This is a genomic window from Psychrobacter sp. TPE 89C, assembly GCF_055522395.1.
The window spans coordinates 23199-37614 of the sequence record NZ_JBVFXW010000022.1 but is presented as its reverse complement, the minus strand read 5'-3'; the positions used below and the strand labels follow the sequence as shown (position 1 = coordinate 37614).

11 protein-coding genes are annotated in these 14416 nt (G+C 40.5%); 8 read left to right on the top strand and 3 right to left on the bottom strand.

Annotated features, from left to right (window positions below; all coding sequences use genetic code 11):
* Window position 1: 1 nt before the first annotated feature.
* Window positions 2-610 (bottom strand): Crp/Fnr family transcriptional regulator, encoded by a 609-nt coding sequence (locus tag ACZW67_RS08280; protein ID WP_465182871.1) that lies wholly within the window; start codon window positions 608-610, stop codon window positions 2-4.
* 751 nt (window positions 611-1361) lie between these two features.
* On the opposite strand from ACZW67_RS08280, the gene ACZW67_RS08275 reads away from it, so the two are divergent.
* Both ACZW67_RS08275 and ACZW67_RS08270 read left to right on the top strand, forming a co-directional pair.
* Window positions 1362-2444 (top strand): helix-turn-helix transcriptional regulator, encoded by a 1083-nt coding sequence (locus tag ACZW67_RS08275; RefSeq protein WP_465182870.1) that lies wholly within the window; start codon window positions 1362-1364, stop codon window positions 2442-2444.
* Window positions 2445-3058: 614 nt separating this feature from the next.
* Window positions 3059-4246, top strand: coding sequence for an Ig-like domain-containing protein (locus ACZW67_RS08270; RefSeq protein ID WP_465182869.1), 1188 nt, complete (start codon window positions 3059-3061; stop codon window positions 4244-4246).
* A 346-nt stretch (window positions 4247-4592) separates the two neighbouring features.
* Here the strand turns inward: ACZW67_RS08270 and ACZW67_RS08265 are convergent, their stop codons facing one another.
* Window positions 4593-5498, bottom strand: coding sequence for a LysR family transcriptional regulator (locus ACZW67_RS08265; protein WP_465182868.1), 906 nt, complete (start codon window positions 5496-5498; stop codon window positions 4593-4595).
* 182 nt (window positions 5499-5680) lie between these two features.
* Between ACZW67_RS08265 and ACZW67_RS08260 the strand changes: the two genes are divergently transcribed.
* The gene (locus ACZW67_RS08260; RefSeq protein ID WP_465182867.1) at window positions 5681-6394 is read left to right on the top strand and encodes a pirin family protein; all 714 of its coding nucleotides are present in this window, start codon (window positions 5681-5683) and stop codon (window positions 6392-6394) included.
* A gap of 162 nt (window positions 6395-6556) precedes the next feature.
* Complete coding sequence (locus ACZW67_RS08255) at window positions 6557-7165, top strand: nitroreductase family protein (protein ID WP_465182866.1); 609 nt, start codon at window positions 6557-6559, stop codon at window positions 7163-7165.
* Window positions 7166-7392: 227 nt separating this feature from the next.
* Here the strand turns inward: ACZW67_RS08255 and ACZW67_RS08250 are convergent, their stop codons facing one another.
* Window positions 7393-7671 (bottom strand): peptidylprolyl isomerase, encoded by a 279-nt coding sequence (locus tag ACZW67_RS08250; RefSeq protein WP_110924258.1) that lies wholly within the window; start codon window positions 7669-7671, stop codon window positions 7393-7395.
* A gap of 1530 nt (window positions 7672-9201) precedes the next feature.
* Here ACZW67_RS08250 and ACZW67_RS08245 point away from each other — a divergent pair.
* The 4 genes from ACZW67_RS08245 (at window position 9202) to ACZW67_RS08230 (ending at window position 14367) form a co-directional block, all read left to right on the top strand.
* Window positions 9202-10131, top strand: coding sequence for an NAD(P)-dependent oxidoreductase (locus ACZW67_RS08245; RefSeq protein WP_281269563.1), 930 nt, complete (start codon window positions 9202-9204; stop codon window positions 10129-10131).
* A gap of 3 nt (window positions 10132-10134) precedes the next feature.
* Window positions 10135-11673: an aldehyde dehydrogenase family protein gene (locus ACZW67_RS08240; protein WP_465182865.1), complete on the top strand. Its 1539-nt coding sequence runs from the start codon at window positions 10135-10137 to the stop codon at window positions 11671-11673.
* A 164-nt stretch (window positions 11674-11837) separates the two neighbouring features.
* Window positions 11838-13001 (top strand): M20 aminoacylase family protein, encoded by a 1164-nt coding sequence (locus ACZW67_RS08235; protein WP_465182864.1) that lies wholly within the window; start codon window positions 11838-11840, stop codon window positions 12999-13001.
* Between the two features lie 49 nt (window positions 13002-13050).
* Window positions 13051-14367: a DUF3100 domain-containing protein gene (locus ACZW67_RS08230; protein WP_465182863.1), complete on the top strand. Its 1317-nt coding sequence runs from the start codon at window positions 13051-13053 to the stop codon at window positions 14365-14367.
* Window positions 14368-14416: the final 49 nt, after the last annotated feature.

Sequence of the window (14416 nt, the reverse complement as noted above, 5' to 3'; positions counted from 1 at the left end):
TCTAATTAGCATTGTGATAAGCTTTTGAGAGTGCATCCATACTGTTGATAACGATTTTTCCGTATTGAATACAGATAAGCTTGTCCCTCTCCATTTGTTTGAGCTCTTTACTGACGCTCTGCCGAGAGACACCTACCATTCTTGCCAAGTCCGCGTGTGAGATAGTGATTTCTAGCTCATTGTTTTGTGCCATTTTTGAGCTTTGATTGACCACTATCCTATATATACATCGTGACAATCTTTGATGTAAGGGAAGCGTCAGATTGTCAGTATTTATTTCAAAGGCCACCCGCATTCGGTGAGAGAACATGATTAGGAGCTGAGTATTTATTTCAGGGTGCTTATGGTTAAGTCGAAAAAAATGCCTCTTGCTCAATACATTGACGACAGAATCACCTACAGAATAGGTATTGGTCGCTCTAGGCAACTCATCTATCAGTCCCTGCTCACCAAATGTCTCTCCTGACAACAGCGTACCGATGACAACTTCTGTGCCATCTTGGCTATATATATTGCATTTTATTTTACCCGATACTACTTGGTAAAGCTCGTTTGATGCTTCTTGTATACGGGATAATGCCTCGCCGTCAGATAGCGTTCGTTGAGTCATCGCTGAACGAATGTCCTCTTGAATATCTGCATGGAGTTTTTCAAACCAGTTATAAAATATTAGCGTGTTCAGAAGAACGCCCTCATATGAGTCGAGACTATTAATCTAACATGTTTTGGTTTAAACCGTTTTATACGTTTATAAATGATGCAATGTGGAAGTAGAGGTTCAAAACAGTGTCTTTGGTTTAAATGCTTTAATGGATGGTTCGATTTTTTATCAATTGTAGCTGATTGAGTAATTTTGATTATAGACTGATTTGAGCATAATTTCCGCTACAGCTCTTATGTAAAATCGAGAAAAAAGCCCCAGTCGTGAGATTGGGGCTTTTGAGTTGTTAAGCATAAATAGACTAGAAATGTTGACCTTAAATGATGTTGTCTGATATGTCGTAGAATACGTGATAACAATCGGAGATATAAGTTTTTTTAAAGGTATTCTATGACTATTGTGTAGTAATATGAGTCAAAGTTAGGTTCGGCTGTGTTCTTTCAGGTAAAACTCTAGATAATTCGCTCATCAAAAAAACTGGTACATAAAGAAAGAGCCTTAGTTATTAGCTGGTTCTATAGTTTATCAAGGAGCAAAAGACGGCACTTTTTTAGATAACCAAAGTTATTTAAAGTAAGGAGCTATAGCAGCCAGACAAACCAATATGATTATGTGTTTCAGGAATCTATGGCCCAAATAACATTGGCCTTAGTCTCGTCAAAAGATAGATTGAATATAGTCAATCGTAATTGAGTCAAAAATGATAGAAGCCGAATACAGTACCCATAAGAGTATGATGTTTGCCATAAGAGAAGCAATGACATTGTATTTGTTTGATAAAAAACGTGAAAAAGACATTCCTAAAATTGCAGAGATTTTTTTATCAATGGACAGTTATGGCGGTGATAGAGTGCCTATGTCGGCTGTTATGAAAGAAGTAAACGACTTATGCAACACCTTGCAAGACAACTATTTAGGATTGAGCTTAAATTTTTTGGTTAACATTGAATCATTACCGTCTTATAAAGCTATCAGCGAATGTGTCAGGCCGTTTGCCAATGTAAATAATGAGCTGCCTTTCTTGTTGGTCAGTCGGCTTGTATATCGTTTTTTCCCCCTGATTACACAGTCTATTACCCTCAAACTTTCTGTAGAGAAAGGATTGCTTCGATTTGATTTTATCTCCAACGCGCCAGATATGATGAATAAGCATCAGATTGATGGCGCTATGGTACTGGTATATCGAATCGTAGAAGCTTTTTGTTCAGGTATGTTGCAGAAACTATATGTTGCACAGCGTCATACTGCTTATGAGTTAGAGTACTATAAATCTGTCTTTGGGGCACCTGCTGAGTCTGCTAATAAAACGAGTTTGGTCTATGCCTTAAAGTGTAAAGATCATTATAAAAACGCTGCCAGCTTATTGATAAAAGCTGAAGAGGAGCTTGGTAGGAAGTTTTATATCAATCCTTTGTTTAATATGTTGTTTACTCAATTTTCTGAAATTAGTTACAAACAGCGCTGTGAGATAATTATCGATACTATGATGGGTGTGAGCTCGCCAACTCGTATTCAGGTCGCAGACTCAATGAATATAAGCGTCAGTACGCTACAAAGAAGGCTACATGACGAGGGAGCTACGTTCCAAGAGATCTTAGAAGAAACCAGAAAGCGATTGGCCAAACTGTATCTAACTGAAAGGAAGATTTCAACAACGGACGTTGCGTATCTATTGGGCTACAAATCCCACAGTCAATTTTTTAAAGTTTTTAAAACTTGGTTTGGGATAACACCGAAAACGTATCAAAGCAACCAGCTAAGTCATATAGAAGATAACATCTAAGCATGTTTGGTATTGGTGCAAGACATGGATAACAGTGGTTCGACAGTAGATTGAATCAGTATTCACGCCAAGACACCTTGATTGATCCAAATTGCGTAAAACCCCATTAAAAAAGCCACTTATTTTTAAGTGGCTTTTTTAATGGGGTTTTTAATAATAAGTTTCACTATGCTGACAATAAAAACATGACAAACGTCACTTATATTGATTGTAGTGTTGCTTCTTTACTACTGGGATTTTTCAGTTATTTGTTGCATTTCGAGTCAATATAATATGGCGTTGTCCGCTTGCGAGTTAACTTGTATTAAAGAGGTTATCAAGTAGTAGTACGTCTCTTATAATCCATACTTTCACGAAAACATTCGTTCACTGACTAATGCTAGTAGAGTTATCAGAACTGATGATGACTTATGCAAGCGGCTTAATAAGATACCGCAGCTGATTGTCTAATGTGAATATATAGTCAAATCCATATAAATCCGCTCCATCGTCATCCTTGCTAACCATACTAGTGTATAGCTTGCGTTCGGCTTCCTTGTGTCGAAATTATTTGAATTCAGCTATATCTTAATCTGTATTATTTGACTTAAAAAATAAAAGGTAAATATAAGTATATGAATACTATAGTCAAAACTAATAACAGGACTCAGATTGTAGACCAAGTACAACTAATGACCGAAGATGGCAAGTATTACCATATATCAGATATCGGTGATACCTTTGAGTGCCTAACACAGCTGGTAATAGGTAGTGAAGAAGGGCAGGCATTAAGGGATATAGAATGTCCTGCGGCAGCGATACCTTGGCGGATGCAGACAGCAGCTGCGACTGAGCCAGTAGGCTTAGTCGCTAATAGCAGTCATAGCAATAGCAACGATTTTAATGACAATAATACGCTGTTTTCTCGTAACAACAGTGTGACGACCACCTGTCATAGGCCAGTTTTGACAGACATAGTTAGCAACGACACTGGTGCAGACAGCGATCTATTAAGCATAGAGGAGTTCACGATTGACGGCTATACCACGGTTTATCAACCAGGTGACACGGCAACGGTTCCAAACATTGGCACCTTAAGCATTACCACTGATGGCATGCTAACCTTTACGCCAAATGAAGGTTACGCAGGCGCTGTACCAGACGTGACCTACACTATGACGGGTGGCCACGGAGACCGCGATAAAGGCACTATAATTTTCAATGACGTATCTGCAGCTTCAAAACAATCAGCAGTTGCCAATGGTAACCGTGTGACGACGGCACGTAATATGCCAGTTGAGATAAAACTTCTTGGCAATAATACCGATTCAGAAAGTAATCCATTAAGCGTAGAGGGGTTTACGATTGAAGGCTATACCACAGTTTATCAAACAGGTGATACGGCGACTATTCCAAATGTCGGCATCATCACTATTACCAATGATGGCACGTTAACCTTTGTGCCAAACGATGGTTACGCAGGCACTGTACCAAACCTGACTTATACTGTGACCGTTGGCAATGGCAGCACAGACAAGATTACTGTAACCTTTGATGATGTACCTGCCAAGTTAGCGGCTAATAACGCTATCTCATCTATGCAAGAAGATTTGGGAACCATCTCGGGATATATTTTTGCAAACGACAAAACCAGCTTAACAATAGGAGGTATTAGGGTTGATAGCACTGAAGACACCACTGCATCCGCTATTGATCTTATAACTGTTGCCAGTCAACCAACAGCGGATGCCTTCGATGTTGATCTAACTGACGTAAGCTTAAATATCCAAAAATGGTCTACCTCCAGTTATAGACCTGTTTAAAAAACGCTCAAGTGAATAAGACAATAACTGTCGTACAGAGATAATCCCCGCTACAATAATTAAGACCACTCCAATTAAATAAATCATATCTGGCGTGTCTGCAAAGAATACGAATCCGCTTAAAATAGCAAATCGCATCTAAGCAAAGTCAAATCCATATAAATCCGCTCCATCGTCATCCTTGCTAACCATACTAATATATAACTTGCACTCGGTTTCCTTGTGTTGAACTTATTTGAATTCACCTACATTCAAGATGTTTTTGAGTTAGAAGTTACTACAAATTCGAATTGTCTTCTTTAAGTTTATTGAGCTTCTTGTGCTTTAACTTGATGAACTGGAAAGGCTAGCACTCATCCCAATAGGGATTATCACCGAAACGCTCAGCAATAAAATCAATAAAATAGCGGCATCGCTGAGATAAAAATCTGTTTTTCGGATAGACTGCATAGGCAGTTAGCGTGGGTAGCTCATATTGTTGCAAGATGGGCCTTAGCTCGCCACTAGCTACGGCTTGGTAAGCGATAAAGGTTGGCAAAAAGATAATGCCATGGCCTTTTACTGCCATTTCACGCATAAAATCACCATTATTTATTTTTATTTTTGAATTCATTTCCACTTGATGCCTTTTGCCTTGCTCATCTATCAATTCTATTGTGTTGGATTTACTCAGACTGTATTGCAAAAATTCATGATCCGCTAAATCTTCTACCGTTTTAGGTGTGCCCATTTTATCTAGATACTCAGGGCTGGCGCATAGGGTATGACGAATTAATGATAGACGTTTGGCCTGATAGCTAGAATCTTGCATTTCTCCAATACGAATGGCCAGCTCAAACCCTTCTTCAACTAAGTCTGTATACCGATCCGAAAAATCCAACTCAAAATTGAGATTGGGGTGTTGATTGGCGTATTCATCAATGACATCCTTTAAATGAAGTAAGCCAAATGATAATGGTGCGGTCATCTTTAATGTGCCCTCGATACGAGTCGGCGCACCACTAGACGCTTCATTCAGTGCATCAACCTCATTCAGTATGTTGCTCACCTTTTGGTAATACTGCTCACCTGCTTGCGTCAATTTCGATTGGCGTGTGGTTCGGCTGATTAACTGACTGCCTAGGCGCGTCTCTAACTCCTTGAGACGGCGGCTGACAGCGGACTTGGCGATATTTAACTGCTCTGCGGCTTTGGTAATGCTGCCTGCTTCGACAATGCGTACAAAAATTGCCATGTCTTCTAGTTGTCCCATTTTAGCCACCCCTTAATTGTTCTTTAAATGAGAACTTACATTTGCAATTATCGATGTTTATCTATGGCTAGACAACAATTATAATATATTCATAACTTAAATAAGTTAACTAATCAGTATTTATCGTTATTTAACTTCTGAATAACTCAGTTAATCAATAAGTTAATAACTAAGGATAAATGATGCAAACCATCTATCATGCAGCAGACTCTCGTGGCAATGCCAATCATGGCTGGCTAAAAAGCAACCATACCTTTAGCTTTGCTGATTATTACAATCCAGAACGTATGGGCTTTGGCGCGCTACGTGTCATTAATGATGACTTTGTGATTGGCGGGCAAGGTTTTGGTAAGCACTCACACCGTGATATGGAAATTATTACTATTCCCTTATCAGGTAAGCTCAGTCATGGCGATAACATCGGTAATGAAGGCATTATTGCAACGGGTGAAATACAAGTCATGTCAGCTGGCACGGGCATTACTCATAGTGAGATGAATGGTAATGCTTATGAGGCTGTGCAGTTTTTGCAAATATGGGTGCTCCCTAATAAAATTAACGCCACCCCTCGCTATCAGCAAATGCGCATGGGTGATATCATGCAGCCGAATATGTTCAACCAAGTGCTATCGCCAAACGCTGACGATGCAGGTGTCTGGATTCACCAAAATGCATGGTTCAGTATGGGTGACTTTGATAACGGCGTGACAGCGTCTTATCAGCTAAAAGATGCTAATAATGGGGTTTATCTCTTTGTCATTAGTGGAAAAGCCACTGTAGATGGTAAGACATTAGACACTAGAGATGCGCTTGGTATTTGGGGTACTCAGCAGTTCACTGTGGATATCGAAGAAGACGCCAAAGTGTTACTCATGGAAGTACCGATAACTGCTTAATAATTTTCTATGCTCATTATTTATAATACACAAAATGTTAAATGGCGAGATTGAACCTAGCACCAGGCTTTGAATACGGCATCTTGGTTTCAAAGGCTAATGGCTATTTATCCTAATGCACCAATATTTAATTTTAATTCATAAAAACTACTGGAGAAAACCATGTCAAATTTACGAGATTTACAGCAATTAGCAGAAAAACGCCGTTCTATTTACGCGCTAAGCAATCAATTGCCAGTATCGAATGATGAAGTAGTAAAATTGGTTGAGCATGCTATTCTGCACACGCCATCAGCGTTCAACTCACAGTCAACGCGCGTTATCGTGTTGTTCGGTGATGAGCATCAAAAGCTATGGCAAATGACGGAAGATACCTTACGTGATATCGTTAATGACGATGAGAAGTTTGTGTCAACTAAGCAAAAAATTGATAGTTTTAAAGCGGGTGCAGGTACCATATTATTCTTTGAAGATCATGCAGTGGTTAAAGGTTTACAAGAAGCAGCACCGTTATATGCTGACAAATTCCCAGTGTGGTCTGAACATACCAGTGCCATGCATCAATATATGATCTGGATGGCATTATCCAGTTTAGATATCGGTGCAAACTTACAGCATTATAATCCTATTATTGATAGTCAAGTTGCCAACACTTGGAATGTGGATAAGGACTGGGAGTTGGTTGCACAGATGGTATTTGGTGCGATCGAGCAGCCTGCAGGTGACAAAGCGTTTAAGCCTGTAGACAGTCGCTTAAAAGTGTTTGGCTAATAAATCTTAGCTTTGAAGACCGTAAAAACTAATGAACCCGCTATGAATAGATATCATAGCGGGTTCATTAGTTTTTTATAACTGATATGCAATCAGAAGATTACTGTCATTTTAAATACAGACATTTTAAATACAGACATTTTAAATACAGTTATTTGAAATATGGGTCTGAATGATGTTCAGGACATACTTCAGTTAGATTGCAATCAAAGCTCCGACTCTAACACTTATGTTCTATAAAGCACTTTAACCACGTGCCAGCCAAATTTGGTTTTTACTAAATGCGGGGTGTAGAGTTCACTGTTGAAGCAGACTTTATCAAATGCTGGCACCATGTCGCCTTTTTGAAATTCGCCTAAGCTGCCACCTTTCTTACCTGATGGGCAGTTTGAATGCTTTTTAGCCAGCACATCAAACTTAGCACCTTTTTTGAGCTTGACAATAATGTCCTCAGCCACTTCTTTGTGTTTTACTAAAATGTGTAATGCGCTAGCGGTACGAGCCATAATGTAAGCCTTTCATAAAATATCGATTATTAAGGCATTATATCACGGCTCATCTTGGTTGCTCATTTCAACTGTTGGCTATACTGTATCAAAAGTAATGAAGTAACAAGTTATGCAGCCAAAATGGCAAGTCCGTATGTAGCTAACTGAGTTGGAAGGTAATACAAAGCAAATAAAGTCATTGGATTATGTCTTTTGGGTTTGAAGTTCCGTATATATTACAGACAAAAAAAAGCCCCAATCGTGAGATCGGGGCTTTCTAAATTTGGTAGGCATAAGTAGATTCGAACTGCTGACCTCTATCATGTCAAGGTAGATCGACCAAATTATTTTAAATGATTTAATTCTACATAAACCGTAGATAAAGGGATGTAGCCTATGTTGGTAATTATATATCGGTATTATATTGATGTAAATTAATATTTAACTCGTATTTGGGCACTGCATTTTTATAGTATTTTTACCTCCACTCTACTATCAGATTAGACCAAAATATTGAAAGTGAATCCCTAAATGATAAGTAAGTAGAGCCTTCTCTTGCTTGATATTCAGAGAAAGGTGACAGGAGGACTAGCTGCTACTTTTGAGATTGATACAGAAATGGAGACTATTTAGTCGGTGATAGTATTAGATATCTATAGTTTGAGGACCAAAAAATAGACTATGGTCTAGCCTGTTTTCTACAGTGATGAGAGAATTAGTTACTACAAGATTTAATGATTTGATAGAGAAGGGGATGATGCAAAGATAATCTGAGGCTTCAGGACGTAGTATGAGCTATGAGATAGTGACCCTCTATCGAAATATAATATGAATAAAAGTACTTAATTATGCTCAAAAACCAACTCTCCACTATATTGAGGCTCAAATTTTATTAAAGAATTCAGGTTTATCTTGCATTTAAGTGAATATATATCGATGGATAAGGATGATCCTTTGAATCCCAAACAGCTTTGGCAAACGAGTGATAACGCCAACTATCTTTATGAAAATCGAATATTAAGTCGTAAGTCTCGAAAATAGGTTTTTGTCGACTTCGATTATTTTCCAAAATTGTCACAACTATCGTTTACCCCAATAAGCTTTGTGAGAGGAATACGCTGGAAAAAATACTCACCATATGGACGATCCACAATATCTCCCTGAATACAACCGCAACCAAGGGCTTCGTCCCACCTTTAAGATTCTTCATCATCCCGCCGTACCTCTATACTATTTGAGATGTGTCATTACCTTGATTGGCTAACTAAGGCAACTGAGCTGGTAATTCTCTGGATCTTGTACTCGGTCTCCGTATTTATCTAGGCAACCTCATCCACACAAAAAATCCGCCCACCAAGACCGAAAGGACAGCGTTACCAAAGCCAAGTCATTAATCCGTTAAAGTAAATCTATGCCAGCTATTTTAGCAACGTCTCACCAATTTCCATAAATAACAAAATGAAGTGAAGAGAAAACTGTCTCGTTGCTGACGTTAGTGTTGCCTTTTTTAGAACACAAAACTCTATTCACTGTAGTTCTTCTTAATGTTTGATTGGTTACAATAAAACTGACAAAAGATACAAAAATAAAGGGACAGGTATGAATAAAAATACTTTAGGCATCATCGGATTAGGCCGTATGGGTAACGGTATGGCTCAGTCTTTGCTCCGCGAGGGTTTTAGTGTGTTCGGCACGGACATAGGAGAAGCCCAACGTCAATCTGCCAAGGATATCGGCGTGACTGTTGTTGCAGACATTAAAGCGCTGTGTGCTGAATCTAGTGTCATCATTCTATCTCTGCCTATGGCAAAGCATGTACAAGCAGTTGTTAAAGGCAAAGATGGCATTATTGACTGTGCTCAGCCCAATACCCTGATTATTGATACTTCTACCTCAGAACCAGAGGTGACACGTGCACTATGGGTAGAGCTGAATCAGTTAGGCCATCAGTTATTAGACTGCCCTGTTAGTGGCGGTCCAGCGGGCGCTGAAGCCGGCACTATGGTGATGGTTGTTGGTGGTGAAAGGAGTTCACTTGAACGTGCCAAGTTGTATTTGGATGCGCTAAGCTCAAAAGTGGTCTACATGGGAAAGTCTGGTAACGGACATGCGGCCAAACTGATCAATAATCTACTTTGTGCTGCGCATCTAGTGACCACTGCCGAAGCAGTCGCTTTGGGCACCAAGGCAGGACTTGATCCTGAAGACCTTATTGCTGGTTTGAACGCTGGTTCAGGTCGTAGCGCAATCAGTGAGGTTAACTTCCCTCGTTGGATTCTCAATCAAAGTTTTGATTCCGGTTTTACGATGCAGCTGATGCGCAAAGATGTGCGTTTGGCAAAAAATATGATCGGTGAGATGGGATTAGAATTACCTTTGGCCGAACAGGTAGCTGAGATTTGGGCGCAGAGCGAAGAAAACATACCTGATCAGGATGATTTTAACTGCATTATCAAAAATACCAGCTTGGGAGAGTAGATCATGAGTTTTATAGTAGAAGGAAATGGTGAGCAGCAAGTTGAACTATTGCTTAATGAACTGCTAGGTACTTCTGAATTTGGCAGCTGGATTGATGGAGAGCTGGTGACAGGTAAAGGAGACGGTATTGAACTGATTAACCCAGCAACCGGCCAGACATTTCTAATTTATCGTGATGCGGGGAAAGATATTGTTGCTGATGCGGCCGCTGCTGCCATTAACGCTCAAAAACTATGGTGGTCAATGACTGCCAGTGTACGAGGTCAGTTAATGTGGAAGTGCGGCATGAAAATACGTGAAGCCGCGGAATCTCTGGCACGCCTAGAGTGCATATCTGCAGGTAAGCCTATTCGGGATTGCCGAGTTGAGGTGGCAAAAGTTGCAGAGATGTTTGAATATTATGCTGGCTGGTGTGACAAAATCATGGGACAGGTTATTCCCGTACCAACCACTCACTTGAACTATACCCGTCATGAACCTTATGGCGTAGTGACTCAAATCACCCCTTGGAACGCACCTATATTTACCGGAGGCTGGCAAATCGCACCAGCCATTTGTGCAGGAAATGCCGTACTACTAAAGCCATCTGAATTAACCCCACTAAGCTCAACAGCACTCGTTAAAATTCTTGAGCAAGCAGGTATCCCGTGTGGTTTGGTCAATGTCATTAATGGGCTGGGACACACCACAGGCACTGCCGCAATTGCTAATCCGGCAACCAAAAAAGTGGTTTTTGTGGGTTCACCACAGACTGGTGCTCTCATTGCTTCGGCAGCTGCGCAACGTGTCATCCCTTGCGTATTGGAGCTGGGTGGCAAGTCAGCAAATATTATTTTTCCAGATGCCGATCTTGATCGTGCGGTAGTGGGTGCGCAAGCTGCGGTGTTTGCTGCTGCTGGACAAAGCTGTGTATCAGGTTCTCGGCTATTGGTTCATCGCGACGTCTATCAAGAAGTAGTGGATCGGGTTGCTTCAGCAGCCAGTAGGTTGCCCGTGGGCTTGCCATGGCAGGAAGGCACGATGGTGGGACCGATCAATAATCAAAAACAGTTCAATCACGTACACTCGTTAGTATCGGATGGTATTGCTGAAGGCGCTGTTGTTGCCGCAGGTGGAAAACCAAGTGAAATTTTTGGCGGTGAAAACGGTTATTTTTATCAGCCAACCGTATTGGCCAACGTGAAAAATAATATGCGAGTTGCACAGGAAGAGATTTTTGGACCTGTTGTTTCTGTCATTTCATTTGATGATGAAGAAGAAGCGGTAGCGTTAGCAAACGACAGTCGGTTTGGTTTAGCGGGCGCTGTTTGGACTGCTGATGTAGGCCGTGCGCATCGGATGGCCGCTCAAGTAAATGCGGGCACGTTCTGGGTGAACAGTTATAAGGCAATCAATGTAATGTCGCCGTTTGGTGGCTTTGGTGAGAGCGGCTATGGACGATCTAGTGGCTACGAAGGTTTACTCGAATATACACAGACCAAAAGTGTATGGATCGAAACAGCAAAAGATTCTGCTATTCAATTTGGTTATTCAATCCAATAGTACATTTGGTTAATGGCGCTTTAAGGTCAGGCATTAGGCTTTCTTAAACAGATTACTCAAATTAGCTTTCAAGTTTCAGATTTTATTGTTTTCCGTTTGGAAATATAACAAAGATTCAATCGATATATCACCGTGTTACCTGTCTATATTAAAGGAGAAAATAGATGTTAATTAACGAAACCCTAATAGGTGAAGTAAAGCAGTGGCGTCAGCAGATTCATAGTCAACCAGAGCTTGGTTTTAAAGAATTCAAGACTTCATCATTTATTGTTGATAAGTTAAAATCCTTTGGAATTGAGGTGCATCAAGGATTGGGTGGTACTGGGGTTGTCGGTATCTTAAAGAATGGCTCAGGCCCCGCTATTGGCATACGAGCTGATATTGATGCGCTACCAATAAAAGAGCAAAACGATATTGATTATAAATCCACTCACGAGAACTGTATGCATGCCTGTGGTCATGATGGTCACACTTCAGTGCTGCTAGGTACGGCAAAGCATCTTAGCCAACATAAAGACTTTAACGGCACCATTTATTTTATATTTCAACCTGCTGAAGAGGTCTTGGGCGGTGCAAAGGCAATGATTGACGATGGGTTGTTTGATAAGTTCCCTATGGAAGCCGTCTACGGGTTACATAACTGGCCAGGCCTACCTGTGGGAGAGATTGCAGTCAATAACGGACCTATGATGGCGTCTTTTGATACCTTTGAGATTACTTTGACTGGTAAAGGCACTCACGCAGCCATGCCACATTTAGGGGCTGATCCTATAGCAGCAGGAGCGGCATTGATTACCAATATTCAGTCTATTATCTCTCGTCGAATATCTCCTCTCAAATCAGGTGTTATTAGCGTCACGCAGATGAATAGTGGTGATACGACCAATGTTATCCCTGATTACGCCATTCTAAAAGGAACCGTTCGTAGCTTTGATATGGACGTACGCCAGTCCCTGCAGGATATGCTGACAGAAATGGTGACAACACTACCGCCTTTATATGGTGTCACAGGCGAGATGGATTACCACATTCGCTATCCAGTCACCACTAATGACAGCCAAGCCTATCTTGAAATTAAAGAGGCTGCTACTAAAGTGCTGGGTGCTGATAAGGTAAACACTGATGTAGAGCCATCAATGGCTTCTGAGGATTTTTCATTCATGAGTCAAGTCGTCAAGGGCGCTTATTTTTGGTTAGGTGTTGATGGTAATAGCCCATCCAAACCACTACACAATGCAGCTTATGATTTTAATGATGATGCTATTGAGACAGGAATCAAAGTATGGGTATCTTTAGTTGAGTCTCAGCTACCAAAAATTTCTGCATAAACCAAATAATCAAAAAACGTAGGAATCATCAAATGCAAAAGGAACTGCTATGAATAATACCACTATACTATCAAGTACAATGACGAAGCACTTATTTGATTGGAAACTGCATTTACTAGTAATTATTACATCGCTATTTGCAGAATGGATAGGGATCATTAAGATACCTATTGGTATTGGTACACTAGTCTTACTGCCTTTACTATACGCATTCATATTTACACTACTATTGAACCCCAACGTTACACCTTCAATGAAAGCGGTAATTTCCAAGGATAGAGCAAAATTTGCAAGCTACGCCGTCCTTTTAAGTATCATGCCCTTCATTGCAAAATTTGGTGTTGGTGTCGGTCCTAAAGTTGAAGAAATCATAGCCGCAGGTCCCGCTCTTTTACTACAAGAATTGGGCAATGTAATGACTGCTCTTATCGCTTTACCCGTTGCGGTATTGGTATTTGGAATGGGGAGGGAAGCTATTGGTGCCACTCACTCAATTGCTCGTGAACCAAATATTGCGCTCATTGCTGATAAGTATGGACTACAGAGCGCCGAAGGTATCGGTGTCATGGGTGTCTATGTAATGGGTACCTTATTTGGCGCGATTTACTTCTCATTAATGGCGGGTATTATTGCTTCTATGGATATCATGGATATTCGAGCGCTCGCTATGGCTTGTGGTATTGGTAGTGGTAGTATGATGGGTGCCTGTTCAGCAGCGCTCGCAGAAACGGTACCTGCTCAAGCGGAAACTATTACTGCGTTTGCAGCGACCTCTAATCTATTAACTTACGCCACAGGGCTATTCGTGAGTTTGTTTGTTGCCCTGCCATTCACAGAGTTTTTATATAAAGTTATTAACAAATTTAAGAAGAATAATGATATCAGTACTGCCACACAAACAGATTTTGGTTTAAAGGTACCAGAGCAATCTGTTTTATCAGTAAAGCAGTCTCTATCCCTATTAGCGGTTATCTGTATCGTTCTATTACTAAGCAATTGGGTGGGTCAAGGCGTTGATCCAATATCTGCTCTACCTGCCATGTTAATTCTGTTCGCGTGTTGTATCGTTGGCGTTTTATTAAAAGAAGTCATTCCTGTCAATGTTCCTGCTATTGCTTGGATATCAATTGTGGCCATTTTGATATCTTTGCCACAGTTTCCAATGAGCGAATATGTCTTAGTAGAAACAGAAAAGCTTGGCGTATTACAACTCATTACGCCTGTGCTTGCCTATGCAGGGTTTGCAATCTCTCAGATGGAGGTGACTTTGTTTAAAAAATCTGGATTTAAAATCGCAGTGGTTGCGCTGCTTACTTTTACAGGCACTTTCTTGGGTTCTGCCATGATAGCCCAGGCTATGCTGTAAAAGGTGCGAAGTCGTTCAGTTCGATGTTAATAGCTATTTCAAAACAGCG